The following is a 19,912-nucleotide window of genomic DNA, read 5'->3' as shown; positions in this document are numbered from 1 at the left end:
CGGCAGTCCGCCGCGAGCGCGCGTCGCTCGGCTCACTCGAAGACGAGGCGGCCCTTCATCATGTTCCAGTGCCCCGGGAACGAGCAGAAGAAAGTGTAGTCGCCGCCCTTGCGCAGGCGCGATGTCGGGAACACTACCTCGGTCGTCTGTCCGCCACCGATCACCGGCGTATGCGCGATCACGCGCGCATCGTTGCGCGGCAGGTAAGCATCGGCCAGCGTCATGCGGCCGCCCGCCAGCCCGACTTCGCGGTGGTGCCGCGTTTCGGTCAGCACCCAGTTGTGCCCCATCGCCTGCGCCGGCATGCGGCCTGTGTGCTTCAGTATCACCCGCAGCTGCGCGCAGTCGCCCGGTAGGCGGATGGTCTTCAGGTTGAAGGTCATCATGTCCGTCGCCTCGATCGTCACCGCGCAGTTGCGGGCGAAGACGGCATGGGAGACGGAGAGCAGCGCGCAGAGCGCGACCAGCGGCAACAAGCGTCGAAGCATGGGCATCCAGCGGATCGGGGATGCCCGCGATTGTAGCGGTGCGTCAGACGTCGCCGCCGTCCGCCCAACCTTCGCCGGTGCCGCGGGTGTAGACCGTGTCGTCGTCGCGCACGTCGCCGGCCGGGATCGCGTCCTGCGGTTCCAGTCGCGCATAGATCGGCGTGAAGTCCGGCGCGGTCGCGTTCATCAGCTGCTCGAAGCTGTCGATGACGAAGTAGGTCTTCTGGAACGTGTCGATGCGGTAGCGCGTGCGCATGATCCGCTCCAGGTCGAAACCGATGCGGTTGGGCGCATCCGATTCCAGCGAGTACAGCGACTCGCCCTTCGACGACACGATGCCGGCGCCGTAGATGCGCAGGCCATCGGGCGTGTTGATCAGGCCGAACTCCACGGTGTACCAGTACAGGCGGGTCAGGTGCTGCAGCGCGTCGGCGCCGATGCCGTGCGCCTTCACGCCGCCCTTGCCGTAGGCCTCCATGTAATCCGCGAACACGGGATTCATCAGCAGCGGCACGTGGCCGAACAGGTCGTGGAAGAGGTCCGGTTCGGCGATGTAGTCGATCTGGTCCGGGCGGCGGATCCACCAGGTCACCGGGAAGCGGCGGTTGGCCAGGTGGTCGAAGAACTCCAGCTCCGGCAGCAGACCCTCCACGCCGACCAGCGTCCAGCCCGTCGTGGCGCGCAGCACCTCGTTCAATTCGTCAAAGCGCGGGATGCGGTCCGGGCTCATGCCCATGGCGTCCTGCGCCTGCAGGAACTCGTCGCAGGCGCGGCCCCCCAGCAGGGCGCGCTGGCGCTCGTACAGGGCGCCCCAAGTGGCGTGGTCGTCGGCCGGGTAGTCGGCGGGCTGGTCCACGAGGGCGGTCGTATAGACCGGCACATAGCCTTTGTCGGTCTGCTGGTGCTCGACGCGGCGCGGCTCGTTCATGGTGATTCCCTCGACGGACTGATGAAGGAACGATGCTAGCTGCAGACCCGCGCAACAGGCTTGCAAAGTTGCGTCTGTACCGACCTGCGGCGCAATGATCGTGCATGAACAGGCTATGCTCTGCATCAAATGACCGAATCGACCACACTGGACCGCACCGACCTGCGCCTGCTGGCCCTGCTGCAGCGGGACGGCCGCGCCACCAACGCCGACATCGCTGCGCAGGTGAACCTGTCGCCGTCGGCCTGCCTGCGCCGCATCCAGCGGCTGGAGGCGACTGGGGTGATTGCCGGTTACGCGGCCCGCGTCGACCCCAAGGCGATCGGCATGGGCCTGCAGGCGTTCGTCCGTGTGCAACTGGAGAAGCACGACCCGGCCAGCGTCCAGCTGTTCGGTGACGGTGTGCGGGCCTGGGATGAAGTGGTGGCCTGTTACGCACTGACCGGCGACATGGACTACCTGCTGCACGTGGTGGTGCAGGACCTGGAGCACTTCTCGCGCTTCCTGCTGGACGGGTTGCTCAATGCCAGCGGCGTGGCCGACGTGAATTCCAGCTTCGTGCTGCGCGCGGTGAAGACCGATGCGGGCCTGCCGTTGCCGAAGGCCTGAACGAGGACATCGCCTGTCCGCGTCGTGTGCTACAACGCGCTCGCCCCCTTTCGGATGAACCCCATGTACGGACTGATCGGCAAGATGCGCGCCACACCGGGCCAGCGCGATGCGCTGCTCGCGATCCTGCTCGACGGCACCGACGCCATGCCCGGCTGCCTGAGTTACGTCATCGCGCAGGATCCCGCCGACGCGGACGCGATCTGGATCACCGAAGTCTGGACCGACGCGGCCAGCCACCAGGCTTCGCTGTCGCTGCCGGCCGTGCAGCAGGCCATCGCCAAGGCGCGCCCGCTGATCGCCGGCTTCGACCGCCATGTCGAGACGGTGCCGGTGGGCGGGCATGGGTTGGCTCCTTCTTTGTAGGAGCGACGTAAGTCGCGACCGCACGGCATGAGCGCCATGAAGCACATGAGCGACCATGCAGTCGTCGCTCCAGGATTGCGTCTGTCCTACACGTCCTGACAGAGTGGGTGTGCGGTCGCGACTTACGTCGCTCCTACAATGGGAGCATCGCCCCGGCCCGGACTACCTCCATGGATAGCTTCCTCACCTCCTGGCAACGCGCCTGGGCCGGCATCGGCGCGGCGGGCGAGGGCACTGCGTCGTTCGAACGACTGAAGGCGGCCTATGCCGAGCCCCAGCGCCATTACCACACGCTGCAACATCTCGGCGAATGCCTCTCCGCGTTCGACGCGGTGCGCGCCCAGGCGGAGCATCCGCACGAAGTGGAACTCGCGCTGTGGTTCCATGACGCCGTCTACGACATCAAGGGCCACGACAACGAGTTGCGCAGCGCGGGCTGGGCGCGCGATGCTCTCCGCGATGCGGGTGTCGACGCAAGCCCGGCGCAACGCGTGCATGACCTGATCATGGCGACGCGGCATACCGCCGTACCGTCGGGACAGGACGAGCAGCTGCTGGTCGACATCGACCTGTCGATCCTCGGGGCCGAGCGAACGCGCTTCGACGACTACGAGCAGCAGATCCGCCAGGAATACGCCTACGTGCCGGGCTTCCTGTTCCGCCGCAAACGCCGCGAAATCCTGAAGGGCTTCCTCGACCGGCCGGCGATCTACAGCACGCCGCACTTCCACGACGCGCTGGAGGCGAGGGCGCGCGACAACCTGCGTCGCGTGACGTCCTAGCCGGTTACGGCTTCACCGGCTGGCCGGTGGCATCGCACTTCACGTCGCGGCCGAACAGCTTGCCCAGTCGCGACGGTTCTTCCAGGCAGCGCGGGTCCGGTTTCGGCGGCGCGTGTTTGGCCGCGTGCGCGGCGGTGCGCGTGCGCTGCAGCTCGGCGAGCTTGGCCTTGATCTGCGGCATCGCCGCCAGCGCGGCGCGTTCGCCTTCGAGGATGGCGTTGTTCTTCTGCTCGAAGTCGGCCGGGCCGATGTCGTTGACCTTCGGCCGGATGACGATGTCCGCGCGCGCCAGCTCCTGTTCGCCAAGACGCTGGCCCATGATGCCGATGGACTGGTTGACGATGCCGAGCATGCTGCCGGGCTTGGTACCGGGCGCCTTGGTGGAGATATCCACGGCGATGACGAAGTCCGCGCCCAGCTGGCGCGCCGCGTCCACCGGCACCGGGCTGACCACGCCGCCGTCCACGTAGCTGGCCTTGCCGATCACCACCGGCTCGAACACGCCGGGGATGCTGCTGGACGCGCGCACCGCCTGGCCGGTGTTGCCACGCACGAACACCGCGCGCTCGCCGTTCTCCAGTTGCGTGGACACGGCGGCGAACGGCTTCTTCAGTTGCTGGATGGTGCGCTTGCCGACCAGGTCGTTGACGTAGTCCTGCAGCTTCTGGCCCTGCACCAGGCCGCCCGAGAACAGGCGCACGTCGCGGATGCTGGCTTCATCCAGCGAAAACGCCTGCTTCTGCATCTGGAACGGGTCCATGCCGCTGGCGTACAGCGCGCCGACCACGCTGCCGGCGCTGGTGCCGGAGACCACCACCGGCTCGATGCCGTTGGCTTCCAGCATCTTGATCACGCCGATGTGCGCGAAGCCTTTCGCCGCGCCGCCGCCGAGGGCGATGCCGACCTTGAGCTTCGGCGCCGGCGGCACCGTCGCGACCGGCACGGGCGGCGGCGTCGGCCTGACGTTGTCGCCACCGCAGGCGGCGAGCAGGACGGCACAGCAGGCGAACAGGAAGGGACGCGAACGGCGGATCAGGCGCATGAGGGCAGGGGAGGATGGGGCGACCAGCGGCGGAGCATACAGGCCGCTGCCGCAACCGGGACCAACCACGGCCCTGAGAATGGGGAGCTCGCCAACGCCCGGAGCACGGCTGCGGCTTATCGCTGAACGTACCGGAAGGTCGGCCGGGGTACGGAATCCCGACCCGGTTCGGGCAATCGCCGTTCCCTTCGTCCGAAGCGGGACTTCCGGCCATTGCTCCCCCTGTTGCTGTAATGCAACATTCGCGTGCTAGCGCCGCCAGGCGCCCCGAACCCCACCCACTCGGAAAAGCCACCGCCATGTCCCCAGTCCGCCCGGCCGCCGTCCGGCCGCATCGCCTCGCCTTTGCCATCGCCGCGCTGCTGCCCTTCGGCACCGCCTTCGCCCAGGATGCCGCCCCGGCCACGGAGGCCGCCACGCTCGACACCGTGCAGGTCACCGCGCAGCGCAAGGTCGAGAACATCCAGGACGTGCCGGTGTCGATCTCCAGCGTCAGCGCCGAGAAGCTGGACGTGCTGGGTTCGGGCGGCAACGACGTGCGCTTCCTGTCCGGCCGCGTGCCGAGCCTGAACATCGAATCTTCCTACGGTCGTGCGTTCCCGCGCTTCTACATTCGCGGCCTCGGCAACACCGACTTCGACCTCAACGCCTCGCAGCCGGTCTCGCTGATCTACGACGAAGTCGTGCAGGAAAGCCCCTTGCTGAAGGGCTTCCCGGTGTTCGACCTGGAGCGCATCGAAGTGCTGCGCGGCCCGCAGGGCACGCTGTTCGGCCGCAACACGCCGGCCGGTGTGGTGAAGTTCGAATCGGCCAAGCCGACCCGCGAACTGAGCGGCTACGCCCAGCTCGCGTACGGCACCGACAACATGTGGAACTTCGAGGGCGCCGTCGGCGGTCCGCTGAGCGAGCGCTGGTCGGCCCGCGTCTCCGCGCTGTACCAGCGCAAGGACGACTGGGTGGACAACACCTACACCGCCGGCACCAGCGACGGCTTCGAGGGCTACGACGAGTCCGCCGCGCGCGTGCAGTTCCTGTACGAAGGCGACGGCTTCGAAGCGCTGTTCAACCTGCACAAGCGCCACCTCAACGGCACCGCGCGCCTGTTCCGCGCGAACATCATCGATCCCGGCACCAACAACTTCGTGCCGGGCTTCGATAAGGACAAGGTCTCGGTCGACGGCCAGAACTTCTCGTGGCTGGATACCTGGGGCGGCAGCGCGCGCCTGAGCTGGGACTTCGGCGACCTGAGCCTGTACTCGATCACCGGCTACGAGACCGCCGAATCGCTGAATCGCGGCGACATCGACGGCGGCTACGGCGCGGTGTTCCTGCCGGTCTCCGGCCCCGGCGTGATCCCGTTCGCGTCCGAATCGGCCGACGGCCTGCCCGACCACAAGCAGGTCACCCAGGAGTTCCGCCTGGAATCCGACTACGCCGGCAAGTTCAACTGGCAGGCGGGCGTCTTCTACTTCAAGGAAGACATCACCATCGACAGCTTCAACTACGACTCGCTGGCGCCGGGCAACCCGCGCGCCGGCTACGCCGTGCAGGAGCAGGAGAACACCGCGTGGGCCGCATTCGCGTCCGGCGAATATGACGTCACCGAACAGCTCAAGCTGCGCGGCGGCGTGCGCTACACGCAGGACAAGAAGGACTTCAGCGCCAGCGTGCTGGAAGCCGCGCCGTTCGGCGCCCCGGTCGGCGGACCGTACCGCGTCAGCACCGACGTCAACGACGTCAGCTGGGACCTGAGCGCGGTGTACGCGCTCAACGAGGACATCAACGTCTACGGCCGCGTCGCCAAGGGTTTCCGGGCGCCGTCCATCCAGGGCCGCCTGCTGTTCGCGGCCGCGGGCGCGCCGAACGGCGGCGTGTCGACTGCCGATTCGGAAGAAGTGATCTCCTACGAAGTGGGCGTCAAGGCCGACCTGTGGGACAAGCGCGCGCGCCTGGGCTTCAACGTCTTCCGCTACAACGTCGACGACCAGCAGATCATCGCCGTCGGTGGCGGCTCCAACATCGCCACCCTGCTCAACGCCGACAAGAGCGTGGGCCAGGGTTTCGAGCTGGACCTGGAGGCCTACCTGACCGACAGCCTGCTGGTGACGCTGGGAAGCAGCTACAACGACACCGAGATCAAGGACGCCAACCTCACCGTGCCGGGTTGCGGCGGCGGTTGCACCGTCACCGATCCGCTCACGCCGGCCGGCTACTCGATCGACGGCAACCCGCTGCCGCAGGCGCCGAAGTGGGTGCACAACCTGACCGCGCGCTACGGCATCGGCATGGGCGACGGCGCGGAGCTGTACATCTACACCGACTGGGCCTACCGCAGCGAGGTGAACTTCTTCCTGTACGAGTCGCCGGAATTCCGCGGCAAGTCGTCGCTGGAAGGCGGCCTGCGCATCGGCTATGCGTGGAACTACGGCGATTACGAAGTGGCGCTGTTCGGCCGCAACATCACCGACCAGACCCGCATCGTCGGCGGTATCGACTTCAACAACCTGACCGGCTTCATCAACGAGCCGCGCACGGTGGGCGTGGAGTTCAGCGCGAAGTTCTGATCCATCGGTTCCCGTCAGCGGGAACCCTGCAACACGGAAGGCGCCACCCTCGCGGGTGGCGCCTTTTTCGTCAGTGGCCGTACAGGCCGTCGCGCACGGCGTCGAGCAGCGTGCCGTCGTCCTGGCGGTGCTCCCAGTACATCACGCCGCCGAGCCCGCGTTCGCGCACGAAGGCCGCCTTGGCGCGCAGCGCCTGTGGGTCCTCGTAGGTGACGAAACTCGCTTCGGCCTCGTTCCACAGCCACGCTGCTTGCGCGTCCGTGTCCCAATGGCGCACGTAGCCGTTGCGGCCGAGGTAGTCCGCCTGCAGGTCGCGCCACGACAGGAAGGCCGCGTGTTCGCCATACGCCTGGTGCAGGCCATGATTCGCGCGCTGCACGCGCACGAACTTGCGCCCGTAGAACGCGGCGCCGACATTGAGCTTGGCCGGCGGCACGCCACCCGCGAGGAACTCGTCGACGGCGGCCACCGTCGTGCGCGCATCCGCCGGCGCGGACGCGGACGTGCCGAGCGCCGCGTGATGGCCCGTCGTCGTCGTCAGGCTGCCGAAGAAGTCGTAGGTCATCAGGTTGATCCAGTCCAGCAGCGGTGCGATGCGCGGCAGGTCGAGCCCGCGCGCGGCTTCGCCGTCCGCGGCGGCGATGGTCAGCAGGTAGTGACGTCCATCGGCCTTGCCTAGCGCATCGAGCCGGTCGCGCACGGCCCGCAGCATCTTGGTGAAGTTGTCGCGGTCGGCCGGGCTGTGGCTGATGCCGGGGCCGGGCAGGGTGGGGTACTCCCAGTCGATGTCGATGCCATCCAGCTTGTGCTGCACGACGAGGCGCGCGGCGCTCTCGGCGAATGCCGTGCGCGCCGCGTCGGTTGCCGCGGCTTCGGAGAAGTTGCCGGAGCCCCAACCACCGATCGAGAGCAGCAACTTCAGATCGGGATTGTCTGCCTTCAACGCATTGAGACCGGCGAGCGCGTCCGTCGCGGTGTCGCCGCGCAGGAAGATGCCGTGGGCTTCATCGACGTGCGCGAAGGCGAAATTGATCGCGTCCAGCTTGCGCGCGTCTATGGCCGGCAGCGTCGCCCCGTCCATCACGTAGCCGATCACGATGGGGCGATGTGCCGGCGGTGGTGCAGCGTGTCCGGCGGCGAACGGGAACAGCGCGATCAGCGCCAACAGGCAGGTGGCGAAGCGGGACACGGGCACTCCACGGTCGTCGCCACGCAGGCGGGACCGCCACTATAGCCGCGCGTTCATTCGGGCTTGTGCGGTGGACCTTCATCCGCCGGACGACGGGTAAAGTGCAGCACCACACCGCGCTGTTCTTCTTCCGGATGCTCCGGGCGCACCCACAGCAGCGGCACTTCGCGCGGGGCGGGCAGTTCGAGCTCGTCGTCGCCACGCGCGGCGGCTTCCTCTTCCTCGATCTCCCAGCTGTACTTCTTGCGCGGCAGTTCGGGATCGAGGCGACGGAACAGGAAGGCGGCGACCAGGCCTGCGATGGCGCCACCGAGATGCGCCTGCCACGACACGCCGGCTTCGCGCGGCAGCACCGTCAGCACCATGCCGCCGTAGAACAGGAACGCGATCATGCCGGCTGCGATCGCAGCGCGGTCGCGGCGCAGCAGGCCGAGCATGAAGACCATGAACATCAGGCCGTGCGTAAGCCCGCTGGCGCCCAGCGTATGCGTGCCGGGATCGGCCAGCAGCCATGGCCCCAGGCCCGAACCGAGCCAGACCAGCGGGATCGCCCACAGCGTCGCGCGCGGGTAGACCGCGCCGGCCAGCGTGCCGAGGATCAGCAGCGCCGACGCGTTCGCGGCGATGTGCTCGAGCGACCCGTGCAGCAGCGGCGCGGTCAGGATGCCGAGCAGGCCCTCCACCGACAGCGGCGAGATGGTGAACGGCCGCACGTCGAACGTGTTCTGCGCGGAGTACACCATCGCCAGCACCAGCACGAAGGCCAGGCTGAGGTTGAGCGCGCGCAGCAGGCGCTTGCGGTCGTAGCGCTGCTGGGATTCCGGGTCGAACGCCGGATCGTCGGGATGCAGGTCCATGATCCAGTTCTGGCGGCGCCCGGCGCGAATGCAAGCCCGGGCCAGGATGGACAGACCATCCCGCGGACGGGATGGTCTGCCGCTGCCTGCGTCAGGCGGCCGGATCGGTCTTCTGCGGCCGCGCCAGGCTCAGCGCCACCGTCACCGCCAGGATCGCCGCCACCGTCCCCAGCGCCCACGGCACCGGGATCTTGTAGACGTCGATCAGCAGCATCTTGATGCCGATGAAGCCCAGCACCACCGCCAGGCCGTAGGGCAGCAGGTGGAAGCGGTCGGCCATGCCGGCCAGCAGGAAGAACATCGCGCGCAGGCCCAGCACCGCGAACACGTTCGAGGTCAGCACGATGAACGGGTCCGAGGTGATCGCGAAGATCGCCGGGATGCTGTCCACCGCGAAGATCACGTCCGTCACGCCGATCAGCACCAGCACCACGAACAGCGGGGTGAACCAGCGTGTGCCGTTCTCGCGCACGCTCAGCTTGTCGCCGCGGTAGCCATCGGTGAGCTTCAGGTGCCCGCGCATCCAGCGCAGCGCCGGGTTCTTCTCCAGATCCGGCTCCTTGCCGGCGGCGAACCACATCTTGATGCCGGTCAGCAGCAGGAACGCGCCGAAGATATAGAGCAGCCAGTGGAACTTCGCCAGCAGCGCCGCACCGGCGAAGATCAGGATGCTGCGCAGGACGATCGCGCCCAGGATGCCGATGACCAGCACGCGCTGGCGCTGTTCCTCCGGCACGGCGAAATAGGTCATCACCATCAGGAACACGAAGATGTTGTCGACGGCCAGCGCCTTCTCGACCAGATAGCCGGTCAGGAACTCCAGGCCCACGCGGTTGGCTTCGACCAGCCCCGCAGTCTCGTTGACGTACCACCACAGCGCGCCGTTGAAGACCATGGCCAGGGCCACCCAGCCCAGGCTCCACCACATCGCTTCCTTGAACGTGACCTTGTGCGGCCCGCCGTGGCGCATCAGCACCAGGTCCACCAGCAGCGCGATCACCACCAGGCCGCCGAAGCCGGCCCACAACCAGGGGTTGCCAATCGTTTCCATCGAGATTCCCGAAATAAAGTGGAGGACGGCCGCGGGCGCGGACATCTCGGAACCGGGAAACGGGGATCCGGGGTATGCCTTCGCCATCGCGGCGAAGGTCTCGCTCACAGCCCGGTGGGCTGCCGTGGGACCGGAGCATCGCTGCTCGAAATGACGGCCGGCACGTTGGGAGCTACTCCCCTTCTGCCGCGAATTGTCCGGATGGCACGCGGCCGGGTCAACCGCGCAGGTAAAATGCCGTTCATGAACACGCCCAACCCGACCGTACGCCTGAAGAACGCCTGGCGTTCCAGCCACCCGTGGATCTTCCAGAAACTGGTCGAGAAACCCGCCCAGAAGCCCAAGCCCGGCAGCCTCGTCGAGGTGGTCGGCGTGGACGGCGAATGGATCGGCCGCGGCTTCTACAACGGGCATTCGCGCATCGCCGTGCGCATCCTGGAGACCCATCCCGACATCCCGGTGGATGCCGGCTGGTTCTCGCGCAAGATCGCCGACGCCGTCTCGCTGCGCCGCGACGTGCTGAAGCTGGACGGCGTCACCGACGCCTGGCGCGTGGTGCATGCCGAAGGCGATGGCCTGTCGGGCCTGGTCGTGGACCGCTACGGCGACCTGATCGTGGTCGAGTTCTTCGCCGCCGGCATGTTCCGCCACCGAGAATGGATCTACGAGGCGCTGCGCGAGCAGTTCCCCGGCTGCCGCTTCCACAGCTTCGCCGACGAGCACGTGCAGAAGCAGGAGAGCTTCGAGTTCCACGGCAATACCACGACCGAGGCCGCGGTCATCACCGAATACGGGGTGAAGTTCCGCGCCGATCCGGCCGGCGCGCACAAGACCGGCTTCTTCGCCGACCAGCGCGAGAACCGCCAGTGGCTGAGCCAGCAGGTCGAAGGCAAGAGCGTGCTCGACCTCTGCTGCAACACCGGCGGCTTCGCGGTGTACGCGGCGGCGCGTGGCGCCAGCGAGGTGGTCGGCGTCGACATCGACCAGGATGTGATCCAGATCGCCAAGGGCAACGCCAAGCTCAACAACGCGCGGCCGAAATTCGTGCAGGCCGACATCTTCCCGTACCTGCGCGACGCGGCGAACCGCGGCGAGCAGTACGACGTGGTGATCCTCGATCCGGCCAAGATGACGCGCGACCGCGAACAGGTGATCGCCGCGCTGAAGAAGTACCTCGACATGAACAAGCTGGCGCTGGGCGTGGTGAAGCCCGGTGGCCTGTTCGCCACGTTCTCGTGCACCGGCCTGGTCAGCGAGGAGCAGTTCCTCGACATGCTGCGCCGTGCGGCCTATTTCTCCGGCCGCACCATCCAGATCCTGAAGGTCGCCGGCGCCGGCCCCGACCATCCGTTCATGGCGCACGTACAGGAATCGCGCTACCTGAAGGCGGTGTTCTGCCGCGTGGTGGACTGAGCATGCGCGCATGCGGCGGGTGGATCGTCCCGGTCCTGCTCGCCGCGTTGCTGGCCGGCTGCGCGTCCACGCCGGCATCGCTCTGGCAATCGCTCGTCGATGCATCGCAATGGCGCAGTGTCGGCGGTTCTCCGCTGGATCCGCGCTGGCAGGTCCGCGACGGCGAACTCGCGCTGACAGAAGCCGGTGGCGGCGACATCCTCAGCGTCGCCACGTACGGCGATTTCGAGCTGGAACTGGAATGGCGCCTGCCGCCCGGCGGCAACAGCGGGCTGTTCTACCGCGCCGTCGATGCATCGCCGGTCTGGGCGCGTGCGGTGGAGTACCAGTTGCTCGACGACCGTGAGGCCGAAGACCGCGTCGTCCCCAGCCATCGCGCCGGTGCGGTGTACGACCTGATCGTGCCGGAGCGCGACGTGCTGCGCCCCATCGACCAGTACAACCACGCGCGCATCGTCGCCTGCGGTCCGCGCGTGGAGCACTGGCTCAATGGCGTGCGCGTCGCCGCCTACGACGTGGACAGCGCCGACTGGCAGCGCCGCGTAGCGTCCAGCAAGTTCGCCGGACAGGCGGAGTTCGCGAAGGCGCGCCGCGGCCATCTCGCGCTGCAGGACCACGGCAATGCCGTGCATATCCGTGGCATGCGTATCCGCGCGCTGGGTCCGGGTTGCCTGTAAGGTTCGCTGTGGGAGCGACGTAAGTCGCGATGAACCTGCGCAACGATCTGCCATCGCGACTTACGTCGCTCCCACAACCCATGAGCAATCCATGAAAAAGGCGGGCCGAAGCCCGCCTTTCTAACGCGCGATTCGGAGGATCACCCCTCCGGCGACAGCTCGATGCAGTCGAACTGCACGTCCGGGTTCACGTCGGCGTCGTAGTCCACGTCGCTGCGTTCGAAGCCGAACAGCTTCAGGAACTCGTGCTTGTAGTTGGCGTAGTCGGTCAGCTCGAACAGGTTCTCGCTGGTGACCTGCGGCCACAGCGCCTTGGCCTGCTCCTGCACCTCGGGCTTCAGTTCCCAGTCGTCCAGGCGCAGGCGGTTCTCGTCGTCGGTCTCGGCCGGCGCGCCGTCGGCGCGATACATGCGGTCGCGGAACAGGCGGTCGAGCTGCTCGATGGTGCCTTCGTGCAGGCCCAGTTCCTTCATCACCTTGAAGACGATGCTGATGTACAGCGGCATCACCGGGATCGCGGAGCTGGCCTGCGTCACCACCGACTTCAGCACGGCGACATTCGCGGTGCCGCCGGTCTTCTTCAGGCGCTTGTCCAGGCGCTGCGCGGTCTGGTCCAGGTCGACCTTGGCGCGGCCGAGCGCACCGTGCCAGTAGATCGGCCAGGTGATGTCGGTGCCGATGTAGCTGAAGGCGACCGTGCGTGCGCCGTCGGCCAGCACGCCGGCGGTGGCCAGCGCGTCGATCCACAGTTCCCAGTCCTGGCCGCCCATCACGGTGACCGTGTCCTTGATCTCCTGCTCGGTGGCCGGCTCGATGGTGGCGTGGGTGATGACGTCCTTGTTGGTGTCGACCGCGGTGGAGGTGTACGGCGCACCGATCGGCTTCAGCGCCGAGCGCTTCACTTCACCGGTCGACGGCAGTTTGCGCACCGGCGAGGCCAGCGAATAGATCACCAGGTCGACCTGGCCGCCCATTTCTTCCTTGATCAGCTCGATGACCTTGGCGCGCGCCTCGTCGGAGAACGCGTCGCCGTTGATCGAGCGGCTGTACAGGCCGGCGTCCTTCGCCGCCTTGTCGAACGCGGCGGAGTTGTACCAGCCGGCGGTGCCGGCCTTCTTCTCGTTGCCGGGCTTTTCGAAGAACACGCCCAGGGTGTCCGCGCCGAAGCCGAACGCCGCGCTGATGCGCGCCGCCAGGCCGTAGCCGCTGGATGCACCGATCACCAGCACCTTCTTCGGCCCATCGCTGCGCGTGCCCTGCGCGCGCGTCGCGGCGATCTGGTCGCGCACGTTGAGCTCGCAGCCGAGCGGATGGGTGGTGGTGCAGATGAAGCCGCGGACTTTCGGATGGATGATCAACGTCGTAACCCGGGGGATGGTGTGCCTGCGCGGCATCTTAGTGCCGCAGGCGCCGGGAATGAAGCGCCGGACCTGCACACGCCTGCGTATGGCGCGCGCGGCGCGGTGACGCGCAGGCAAAGAAGAAGCGGGCCGAAGCCCGCCTCTTCGTTCTGCGGATGGCAACGCGCTTACGCGTCGCCGCCCTTCGCCAGCATGCTGTTGCGACGGCTGTAGGCCAGGTAGACGACGATGCCGACCACGTTCCAGATGAGGAACCACAGCTGCGTGCGGTGCGGCAGGCTCCAGAACAGGTACAGGCAGCCGAGGATGGCGACCGGACCGACCAGCCACGCCATCGGCGTACGGAACACGCGCGGACGGTCGGGCTCGCGCGTGCGCAGCACCAGCAGGCAGACGCCGACGGCGACGAACGCAGCCAGCGTGCCGGCATTGGCGAGTGCGGCGATTTCGTCCAGCCGCGCGACGCCGGCCAGCGCCGCGACCAGCACGGCGGTGAACACGGTGATCGCCACCGGTGTGCCGGTGCGCGCATTGACCTTAGACAGGCCACGCGGCAACAGGCCATCGCGCGACATGACGAAGAAGATGCGGCTCTGTCCGTAGAAGAACGCCAGCAGCACGGTCGGCAGCGCGACGATCGCCACGATGCCGATCACCAGCGCGGCGGTGCCGTGGCCGAGTTCGCGCATGATCAGCGCCAGCGGCTCGGCGCTCTGGCCAAACACCGTGTAGCTCAGCGCGCCGACGGCGGCCACCGCGACTACCAGGTAGATCAGCGTGCAGCCGACCATGGAGCCGATGATGCCGATGGACAGGTCGCGGCCGGGATTCTTGGTTTCCTCGGCAGCGGTGGAGATCGCATCGAAGCCGTAGAAGGCGAAGAAGATGATCGCCGCCGCCGCCATCACGCCGCGCTCGACGCCGTCGGGCCCGATCGACTTCGGAAAGCCGTACGGCATGAACGGCTGCAGGTTGTCCGCATTGAACGCGGGCAGTGCGACGGCGATGAACACCGCCAGCGCGATCAGCTTGAACACCACCAGGATCGCGTTGAGCGTGGCGCTCTCGCGGGTACCGGCGATCAGCAGGCCGGCGACGGCGAAGGTGATGACGATGGCCGGCAGGTTGATCACGCCGCCGGCGTGCGGACCGGCGGACAGCGCCGCGGGCAGGGTGACGTGCCAGCCGAAGGTCAGCTGCACCCATTCCAGGAAGCCGACGAAATAGCCGGACCAGCCCACCGCCACCGTGCTGACGACCAGTGAGTATTCGAGGATCAGGCTCCAGCCGACGATCCAGGCGATGGACTCGCCCAGTACGCCGTAGCTGTACGTATAGGCGCTGCCGGCGGCCGGCATCATCGTCGACAGTTCGGCATACGCCAGCGCTGCGCAGGCGCAGACCACGCCGGCGACGACGAACGAGATCAGCACCGCGGGACCTGCCTTCTCGGCGCCCACGCCGATCAGCGTGTAGATGCCGGTACCGACGATCGCGCCGATGCCCAGCGCCACCAGGTGTGGCCAGCTCAGCGTGGGGACCAGTCGCCGGCCTTCTTCGTGCTCGGTGATCCGGTCGATGGATTTACGCCGTAGCCAGGTCATGGGAACTCCTCGGGATGCGTCAACGGAACAGCGCGCGGGCGATGCGCCAGCGCAGGCGGGATGGGGGAATGATCCGCGGCGTGCCGCCCGCGACCGCCCGCAGCCTAAGCGGCCCGGGCCCGCGCTGGCAATCGGCGGCGCACCACGCGACGGTGCCGGAACTCAGAGATACGAAGGCCGCGCGGGATCGAACACCGGCGGGTAGCGGTGCACGTCGAGCAGGTCGAGGAACACGTCCAGTCCCTCGTCCGAGCGCACCAGGTCGTACTCCGCATCCGACAACAGGTGCACCACCAGCGCTTCCACGCCATGCCCCTGCAGGTGCAGGTTGTCGAACAGGTGGCGGTCGCCGGCCAGCGATGGCGGCAGCAGCAGGAAGGTCGAGAACGGCGACGCCTCCAGCGGAGGCGCCGGCATCGGCACGGTATGGCCGTAGCCCAGCCAGCTGTCTTCGGCGAAAGGCAGCTTCGCCAGCCAGCGCAGTTGCGCGATGAAGGCCGGATCCGGCTCGCGCACGTACCAGAACAGCTCGCGCGCCGCCGACTCGTCGCCGTCGTAGCCGCGCGGCAACGTCATCAGCCGGTCGCTCATGCCACAGGTCGCCAGCACGTAGCCGGGCCGGTCGTCGCCGGGGAAGGTGCGGGCATAGACATGGACATCGACGGGATGGCGGCGGTCGTCGTCGTGGTCGACGCGTTCTGGTCCGCCCAGCGCATCGCGCAATGCCGCGGCACGCGCGGCCGCAAGGGCGGGCAGCGGATCGGGCGCGGCGCCCATCAGTGTGCGGAGGCGTTGCAGCAAGCCGGCTTTCCCCAGGCGGTCGGTGCGCGGTGACTGTGCGCGGGTGGGAAGTAGGGGGTCAAGGCGCATGTCCGCATCCGTGACGCCGCGCGCGCTTGCGTTGCGAGACCGTTCGCGTCCTTGCCGCCTCAGCTGCTGAGACGCCAGCGGCTACACTGTCCGCATGGATTCCCAGACCCTGCTGATCGTCCTCCTGATCCTCGTGGCCATCGCCGTCGTGCTGCTGGCGGTGCTGGTGTTGCGCCGGCCGGAGGCGCGCATCGGCGACCTGCTGGAGCGCGCGCTGCGTGACGAGCAGCGCGAGGGGCGGGGCGAGTTGCGCGAGCAGCTGGAAGGCCTGTCGCGGGCGCAGGATGCGCGTATCGACGGGTTCGCCCGCAATCTCGCCGACCTGAGCACGCGCACCGACCAGCGCCTGGACGTGCTGCGCGACACGCTGAGCGAAGACGCGCGCAAGGGGCGGCTGGAGGGCGCCGAGTCGCAGCAGCGTTTCGCCGACACGCTCAGCCAGCGGCTCAACGAACTGACCCAGCGCAACGAGCAGCGCATCGGCGAGATGCGCACCACGCTGGAAGGCCGCCTGAAGGAGCTGCAGGCCGACAACGCGCAGAAGCTGGAGCAGATGCGCGCCACCGTCGACGAAAAACTGCAGACCACGCTGGAGGCGCGCCTCGGCGCGTCGTTCAAACTGGTCTCCGAGCGGCTGGAACAGGTGCAGCGCGGCCTCGGCGAGATGCAGCAGCTCGCCACCGGCGTCGGCGACCTCAAGCGCGTCCTGACCAACGTCAAGGACCGGGGCGGCTGGGGCGAAGTGCAGCTGGAGAACCTGCTGGAGCAGGTGCTGACCGCCGAGCAGTTCGCGCGCAGCGTGAAGGTGCGTCCGGACGGCAACGAGGCGGTGGACTTCGCCATCCGCCTGCCCGGTCGCCAGGACGGCGACGTGCCGGTGTGGCTGCCGATCGACGCCAAGTTCCCGCGCGAGGACTACGAACGCCTGCTGGACGCGCAGGAGCGCGGCGACACCGAGGCGATGCGCACGGCCGCCACGCAGCTGGAACGGGCGATCAAGGTGCAGGCCAAGTCGATCAACGAGAAGTACGTGGTGCCGCCGCATACCACCGACTTCGCCGTGCTGTTCCTCGCCACCGAAGGGCTTTACGCGGAAGCCATCCGCCGTCCCGGCCTGGTCGATGCGCTGCAGCGCGACCACCGCATCGTCGTCGCCGGCCCGACCACGCTGGCGGCGCTGCTCAACAGCCTGCAGATGGGCTTCCGTACGCTGGCCATCGAGAAGCGGTCCAGCGAGGTGCGCGTGCTGCTCGGCGCGGTGAAGACCGAGTTCGGCAAGTTCGCCACGGTGCTGGAGAAGGCGCACACGCAGCTGGATACCGTGCAGAACAGCATCAAGCAGGCCGGCGTGCGCACGCGCGCGATCGAGCGCCAGCTGCGCGGCGTCGAAGCGCTGCCGGGCGAGGAAAGCCAGAAACTGCTGGGTGGCGACGAGGCGGAGTGAGTACGCGGAATCTCGACGATCGCGGGCCCTGAACCCTTCTCCCCGCAGGCGGGGCGAGGGGGGCAGCCCAAAAGCAAAACGGCGCCTTGCGGCGCCGTTTTGGTTGCGGATTCAGTGCAGCCTCAACCGCCGCCGCTGATCTCCGGCATCGGCATGGCGTCGGCCGGTACGGTCGGGGTGTTCTCGTCCTGCAGGTATTCCGGCAGCTCGTCTTCGGTCTGCTGCTTCGAGCTGCGGTGGCTCTCGATCTGGTAGTTGCGGCGCTGCAGCCACGAATCGCGGACCAGCGCGTAATCGTCCACCGCGCCTTCGCGCAGGCTGTCCAGCGACAGCAGCTGCGCGCGCGTGTCCACCAGGTTCAGGCCCTGCAGGAAGATCCGCGTCTTGTCGTCTTCCACGTAACGGGTCGGGCTGAGCGGCATGTCGCCGGCCAGGCCGAGCACGTCGCGCACGGTGCGCGGGCCGAAGAACGGCAGTTCCACGTAGCGCGAGCGCTTCCAGCCCCAGGTGCCGAGCGTCTGCCCGAAATCCTCGCTGCGGCGCTTCATCTTGAGGTCGCTGGCGGGGTCGAAGATGCCGCCGATGCCCACCGTGGAGTTCAGCAGGAAACGGCCGAACGTCTGCGTGGCGTCGCGCGGACGTCCCTGCAGCAGCTGGTTCACCATCGTCAGCGGCTGGCGCAGGTTGTCGAAGAAGTTGCCCACGCCCAGCCGCACCGGCCGCGGAATCACCGCCACGTAGGCGCGCGCCAGCGGCCGCGCCACGGCACGGTCGACCGCGTTGTTGAAGGTGTGCACCTTGCGGTTGAACTTCTCCCACGGATCGTAGGCGATCGGGCCCTGCACGGGCGCCGGCAGGGTCGGATCGGCGACCGGGTCGTAGGCGCCCTGGCCATAGATCGCGGCGAAGTCGTCTTCACCTTCCGATGCGGTGGCGACGTCCGTGGCCGGCGCGGGGGCGTCGATGCTGGCGGGGTCGATCGGCGGCTCGGGCGGCAACGGAGCCGCGGCGGTGGCGGTGCTGTCGATCACCACCGCCTCGGCCGGCGCATTCGCCGACGGCGTGGGCGCCGATGCGCAGGCGGTCGCCAAGGCGGCCAGCAGGACCACGGTGCTGAGGCGGAACAGATTCATCCTGATTCCTGGGAAACGGCGGGGGGTGGGGGTTACGCCGGGAAATCCAGTTCCGGCGTCAGACGGTAGGCGGCCTGCAGGTCGGCAAGACCGGCGGGCTGTCCTTCGAAACGGGGCGCGGTGCCGGCGGCGCGCAGGCGCGCGGCCAGCTCCGCCAACAGTGCCAGCCCGGCACTGTCGACGGTAGTGACGTTGGTCAGCACGAGGCGTTGCACGCCGGCCAGCTGCGCCGAGGCCTGCGGCCACAGCGCGGCGGCGGCCGCGCGGTCCAGCGCGCCCGTGAACACGAGCGCGTCGCCGTCGCGGCGGAGGCCGGCGTCAGTTGCCGCCGGCACTGCCGTTGACCTGCAGCTTGCCGGACTTCAGGTCCGCCGCCACCTGGGCGATGGACTTCTGCCGCAGCGGCGTGTCGAACTGGGTCTTGAACGTCTGCACGAAGGACACGCCTTCCGGCAGCACGTCGAACACCTTCCACTGGCCGCCCACGTTGCGCGCGTAGAAGGTGATCGGGGTGACGGTCTGGTCGGCCTGCACGAACTCGGTGTCGACCTTCACGCCACGGCCGCCAGGCAGCGGGGTTTCGGACTTCACCCGCACCTTCAGGCGCGCGTTGAAGTCTGCCAGGCGCGCGCCGTAGGCGGACAGCAGGCGCTCGGTCAGGGCCTGGCCGAACAGCTTCACGTCGGCATCGGAGGCGCCGCGGCCGTGCACGCCCAGCACCAGGCGGGCGGCGTAGTCGCCGTCGAACAGCGTGTTGAACTCGCCGGTGACGAACTGGCGCAGCGCGGCCGGGTTCGACTTGAACTCGGCGCGGCGCTGGTCGAGCGTGGTCAGGATGCGCGTGCTGCTGGCCAGCACGACCTGGCTGGCGCTGTTCTGCTTGGCCGCGGCGGCCGGTGCGGCGGCGGTCTGCGCCGACACGGCGAGCGGGGCGGCGGCCAGCAGGGCGGCCGACAGCACGGCGGAAAGGAGGGAGGGCTTGAGCGTCTTCATGGCGTGGGTTCTTCCTTAACGGGGGGAGCGGCGGTCTCGCCGCTGGCCGGGGTCTCCCCGGAGCCTGCGTCGGCATTGTTGGCGCCGCCGCTGAACATGTACTTGCCGGCCAGCTGCAGCAGGTCCACCGCCGGCTGGGTGAAGGCGATCTCTTCGCCCGGCTTCAGGACTTCCGGGTCGCCGCCCGGCGACAGCCCGACATAGTTCTCGCCCAGCAGGCCACTGGTGAAGATGCCGGCGGCGGTGTCGGCCGGCAGGTCCTTGTACTGGCTGTCGATGGACAGCGTGACCAGCGAGTCGAACTTCACCGGGTCCAGCCGGATGTCGGACACCTGCCCGATCACCACGCCGCCGATCTTCACCGGCGCCTGCTTGCGCAGCTGGCCCAGGTTGGAGAAGCGCGCGGTCAGCTCGTAGCTGCCGCCGCCCACGCCGAAGCGCTTGTTGGTGGAGGCCAGCGCCAGCACCAGCAGCGAGGCCAGGGCCAGCAGCAGGAAGGCGCCGACGGCGAATTCGAGGCGGGGTCCACGGACGGACATGG

The 19,912-nt window shown here is 68.2% G+C and carries 20 protein-coding genes; 7 read left to right on the top strand and 13 right to left on the bottom strand.

Features of this window, described 5'->3' with window-relative positions; translation table 11 throughout:
* Positions 1–32 precede the first annotated feature (32 nt).
* The gene (azu, locus tag AC04MD_RS14900; RefSeq protein ID WP_475498053.1) at positions 33–488 is read right to left on the bottom strand and encodes an azurin; all 456 of its coding nucleotides are present in this window, start codon (positions 486–488) and stop codon (positions 33–35) included.
* A gap of 43 nt (positions 489–531) precedes the next feature.
* Positions 532–1,416, bottom strand: coding sequence for a phenylalanine 4-monooxygenase (gene phhA, locus AC04MD_RS14895; RefSeq protein WP_475498052.1), 885 nt, complete (start codon positions 1,414–1,416; stop codon positions 532–534).
* A gap of 129 nt (positions 1,417–1,545) precedes the next feature.
* On the opposite strand from phhA, the gene AC04MD_RS14890 reads away from it, so the two are divergent.
* The 3 genes from AC04MD_RS14890 (at position 1,546) to AC04MD_RS14880 (ending at position 3,173) form a co-directional block, all read left to right on the top strand.
* The gene (locus AC04MD_RS14890) at positions 1,546–2,025 is read left to right on the top strand and encodes an Lrp/AsnC family transcriptional regulator (protein WP_475498051.1); all 480 of its coding nucleotides are present in this window, start codon (positions 1,546–1,548) and stop codon (positions 2,023–2,025) included.
* A 63-nt stretch (positions 2,026–2,088) separates the two neighbouring features.
* Entirely contained in the window at positions 2,089–2,391 is a 303-nt protein-coding gene (locus AC04MD_RS14885) for a putative quinol monooxygenase (protein WP_475498050.1), read from the top strand.
* 170 nt (positions 2,392–2,561) lie between these two features.
* Positions 2,562–3,173, top strand: a complete 612-nt coding sequence (locus AC04MD_RS14880; protein ID WP_475498049.1) for an HD domain-containing protein — start codon at positions 2,562–2,564, stop codon at positions 3,171–3,173.
* 4 nt (positions 3,174–3,177) lie between these two features.
* Here AC04MD_RS14880 and AC04MD_RS14875 read toward each other — a convergent pair whose 3' ends face one another.
* Entirely contained in the window at positions 3,178–4,215 is a 1,038-nt protein-coding gene (locus AC04MD_RS14875; protein WP_475498048.1) for a patatin-like phospholipase family protein, read from the bottom strand.
* 299 nt (positions 4,216–4,514) lie between these two features.
* On the opposite strand from AC04MD_RS14875, the gene AC04MD_RS14870 reads away from it, so the two are divergent.
* Positions 4,515–6,779 carry a TonB-dependent receptor gene (locus AC04MD_RS14870; RefSeq protein ID WP_475498047.1) on the top strand — a complete coding sequence of 755 codons (2,265 nt, stop codon included), beginning with the start codon at positions 4,515–4,517 and terminating at the stop codon, positions 6,777–6,779.
* Between the two features lie 70 nt (positions 6,780–6,849).
* Here AC04MD_RS14870 and AC04MD_RS14865 read toward each other — a convergent pair whose 3' ends face one another.
* The 3 genes from AC04MD_RS14865 to AC04MD_RS14855 all read right to left on the bottom strand — a co-directional run bounded on the left by AC04MD_RS14865 (position 6,850) and on the right by AC04MD_RS14855 (position 9,876).
* Positions 6,850–7,968 (bottom strand): glycoside hydrolase family 18 protein, encoded by a 1,119-nt coding sequence (locus tag AC04MD_RS14865; RefSeq protein ID WP_475498046.1) that lies wholly within the window; start codon positions 7,966–7,968, stop codon positions 6,850–6,852.
* A 53-nt stretch (positions 7,969–8,021) separates the two neighbouring features.
* Complete coding sequence (locus tag AC04MD_RS14860; protein ID WP_475498045.1) at positions 8,022–8,825, bottom strand: rhomboid family intramembrane serine protease; 804 nt, start codon at positions 8,823–8,825, stop codon at positions 8,022–8,024.
* A 91-nt stretch (positions 8,826–8,916) separates the two neighbouring features.
* Positions 8,917–9,876, bottom strand: a complete 960-nt coding sequence (locus AC04MD_RS14855) for a TerC family protein (protein WP_475498044.1) — start codon at positions 9,874–9,876, stop codon at positions 8,917–8,919.
* Between the two features lie 243 nt (positions 9,877–10,119).
* Between AC04MD_RS14855 and AC04MD_RS14850 the strand changes: the two genes are divergently transcribed.
* Entirely contained in the window at positions 10,120–11,289 is a 1,170-nt protein-coding gene (locus AC04MD_RS14850; RefSeq protein ID WP_475498043.1) for a class I SAM-dependent rRNA methyltransferase, read from the top strand.
* Positions 11,290–11,291: 2 nt separating this feature from the next.
* Positions 11,292–11,966 carry a 3-keto-disaccharide hydrolase gene (locus AC04MD_RS14845; RefSeq protein ID WP_475498042.1) on the top strand — a complete coding sequence of 225 codons (675 nt, stop codon included), beginning with the start codon at positions 11,292–11,294 and terminating at the stop codon, positions 11,964–11,966.
* Between the two features lie 140 nt (positions 11,967–12,106).
* Here AC04MD_RS14845 and fabV read toward each other — a convergent pair whose 3' ends face one another.
* The 3 genes from fabV to AC04MD_RS14830 all read right to left on the bottom strand — a co-directional run bounded on the left by fabV (position 12,107) and on the right by AC04MD_RS14830 (position 15,801).
* Positions 12,107–13,324, bottom strand: coding sequence for an enoyl-ACP reductase FabV (fabV, locus tag AC04MD_RS14840; protein ID WP_475498041.1), 1,218 nt, complete (start codon positions 13,322–13,324; stop codon positions 12,107–12,109).
* A gap of 170 nt (positions 13,325–13,494) precedes the next feature.
* On the bottom strand, positions 13,495–14,931 hold the full coding sequence (locus AC04MD_RS14835; RefSeq protein WP_475498040.1) for an amino acid permease: 1,437 nt from the start codon (positions 14,929–14,931) through the stop codon (positions 13,495–13,497).
* Positions 14,932–15,093: 162 nt separating this feature from the next.
* Positions 15,094–15,801, bottom strand: a complete 708-nt coding sequence (locus tag AC04MD_RS14830) for a suppressor of fused domain protein (protein ID WP_475498039.1) — start codon at positions 15,799–15,801, stop codon at positions 15,094–15,096.
* Between the two features lie 94 nt (positions 15,802–15,895).
* Between AC04MD_RS14830 and AC04MD_RS14825 the strand changes: the two genes are divergently transcribed.
* The gene (locus tag AC04MD_RS14825; protein ID WP_475498038.1) at positions 15,896–17,245 is read left to right on the top strand and encodes a DNA recombination protein RmuC; all 1,350 of its coding nucleotides are present in this window, start codon (positions 15,896–15,898) and stop codon (positions 17,243–17,245) included.
* A gap of 122 nt (positions 17,246–17,367) precedes the next feature.
* On the opposite strand, the gene AC04MD_RS14820 is transcribed toward AC04MD_RS14825, so the two are convergent.
* The 4 genes from AC04MD_RS14820 to mlaD are packed head-to-tail and all read right to left on the bottom strand — an operon-like array spanning position 17,368 to position 19,910.
* Positions 17,368–18,378 (bottom strand): MlaA family lipoprotein, encoded by a 1,011-nt coding sequence (locus AC04MD_RS14820; RefSeq protein ID WP_475498037.1) that lies wholly within the window; start codon positions 18,376–18,378, stop codon positions 17,368–17,370.
* A gap of 32 nt (positions 18,379–18,410) precedes the next feature.
* Positions 18,411–18,713, bottom strand: a complete 303-nt coding sequence (locus AC04MD_RS14815; protein ID WP_475498036.1) for an STAS domain-containing protein — start codon at positions 18,711–18,713, stop codon at positions 18,411–18,413.
* Positions 18,697–19,371, bottom strand: a complete 675-nt coding sequence (locus tag AC04MD_RS14810; RefSeq protein WP_475498035.1) for an MlaC/ttg2D family ABC transporter substrate-binding protein — start codon at positions 19,369–19,371, stop codon at positions 18,697–18,699. The genes AC04MD_RS14815 and AC04MD_RS14810 overlap by 17 nt, the downstream gene beginning before the upstream one ends.
* Positions 19,368–19,910, bottom strand: coding sequence for an outer membrane lipid asymmetry maintenance protein MlaD (gene mlaD, locus AC04MD_RS14805; RefSeq protein ID WP_162336112.1), 543 nt, complete (start codon positions 19,908–19,910; stop codon positions 19,368–19,370). Before mlaD ends, AC04MD_RS14810 begins: the two co-directional genes overlap by 4 nt.
* Positions 19,911–19,912: the final 2 nt, after the last annotated feature.

This window comes from Pseudoxanthomonas sp. LjRoot206, assembly GCF_056175725.1.
The sequence above is the reverse complement of the archived record's forward strand: the minus strand, read 5'-3'. Positions and strand labels throughout refer to the sequence as shown.

Coding starts and splice junctions, on each gene's coding strand:
- AC04MD_RS14870 (WP_475498047.1), top strand. CDS start 4,515: ATGTCCCCAGTCCGCCCGGCCGCCGTCCGGCCGCATCGCCTCGCCTTT.
- AC04MD_RS14855 (WP_475498044.1), bottom strand. CDS start 9,876: ATGGAAACGATTGGCAACCCCTGGTTGTGGGCCGGCTTCGGCGGCCTG.
- AC04MD_RS14820 (WP_475498037.1), bottom strand. CDS start 18,378: ATGAATCTGTTCCGCCTCAGCACCGTGGTCCTGCTGGCCGCCTTGGCG.
- AC04MD_RS14880 (WP_475498049.1), top strand. CDS start 2,562: ATGGATAGCTTCCTCACCTCCTGGCAACGCGCCTGGGCCGGCATCGGC.
- AC04MD_RS14875 (WP_475498048.1), bottom strand. CDS start 4,215: ATGCGCCTGATCCGCCGTTCGCGTCCCTTCCTGTTCGCCTGCTGTGCC.
- AC04MD_RS14810 (WP_475498035.1), bottom strand. CDS start 19,371: ATGAAGACGCTCAAGCCCTCCCTCCTTTCCGCCGTGCTGTCGGCCGCC.
- AC04MD_RS14885 (WP_475498050.1), top strand. CDS start 2,089: ATGTACGGACTGATCGGCAAGATGCGCGCCACACCGGGCCAGCGCGAT.
- phhA (WP_475498052.1), bottom strand. CDS start 1,416: ATGAACGAGCCGCGCCGCGTCGAGCACCAGCAGACCGACAAAGGCTAT.
- AC04MD_RS14845 (WP_475498042.1), top strand. CDS start 11,292: ATGCGCGCATGCGGCGGGTGGATCGTCCCGGTCCTGCTCGCCGCGTTG.
- AC04MD_RS14830 (WP_475498039.1), bottom strand. CDS start 15,801: ATGCGCCTTGACCCCCTACTTCCCACCCGCGCACAGTCACCGCGCACC.
- azu (WP_475498053.1), bottom strand. CDS start 488: ATGCTTCGACGCTTGTTGCCGCTGGTCGCGCTCTGCGCGCTGCTCTCC.
- AC04MD_RS14835 (WP_475498040.1), bottom strand. CDS start 14,931: ATGACCTGGCTACGGCGTAAATCCATCGACCGGATCACCGAGCACGAA.
- AC04MD_RS14825 (WP_475498038.1), top strand. CDS start 15,896: ATGGATTCCCAGACCCTGCTGATCGTCCTCCTGATCCTCGTGGCCATC.
- AC04MD_RS14860 (WP_475498045.1), bottom strand. CDS start 8,825: ATGGACCTGCATCCCGACGATCCGGCGTTCGACCCGGAATCCCAGCAG.
- mlaD (WP_162336112.1), bottom strand. CDS start 19,910: ATGTCCGTCCGTGGACCCCGCCTCGAATTCGCCGTCGGCGCCTTCCTG.
- AC04MD_RS14890 (WP_475498051.1), top strand. CDS start 1,546: ATGACCGAATCGACCACACTGGACCGCACCGACCTGCGCCTGCTGGCC.
- AC04MD_RS14850 (WP_475498043.1), top strand. CDS start 10,120: ATGAACACGCCCAACCCGACCGTACGCCTGAAGAACGCCTGGCGTTCC.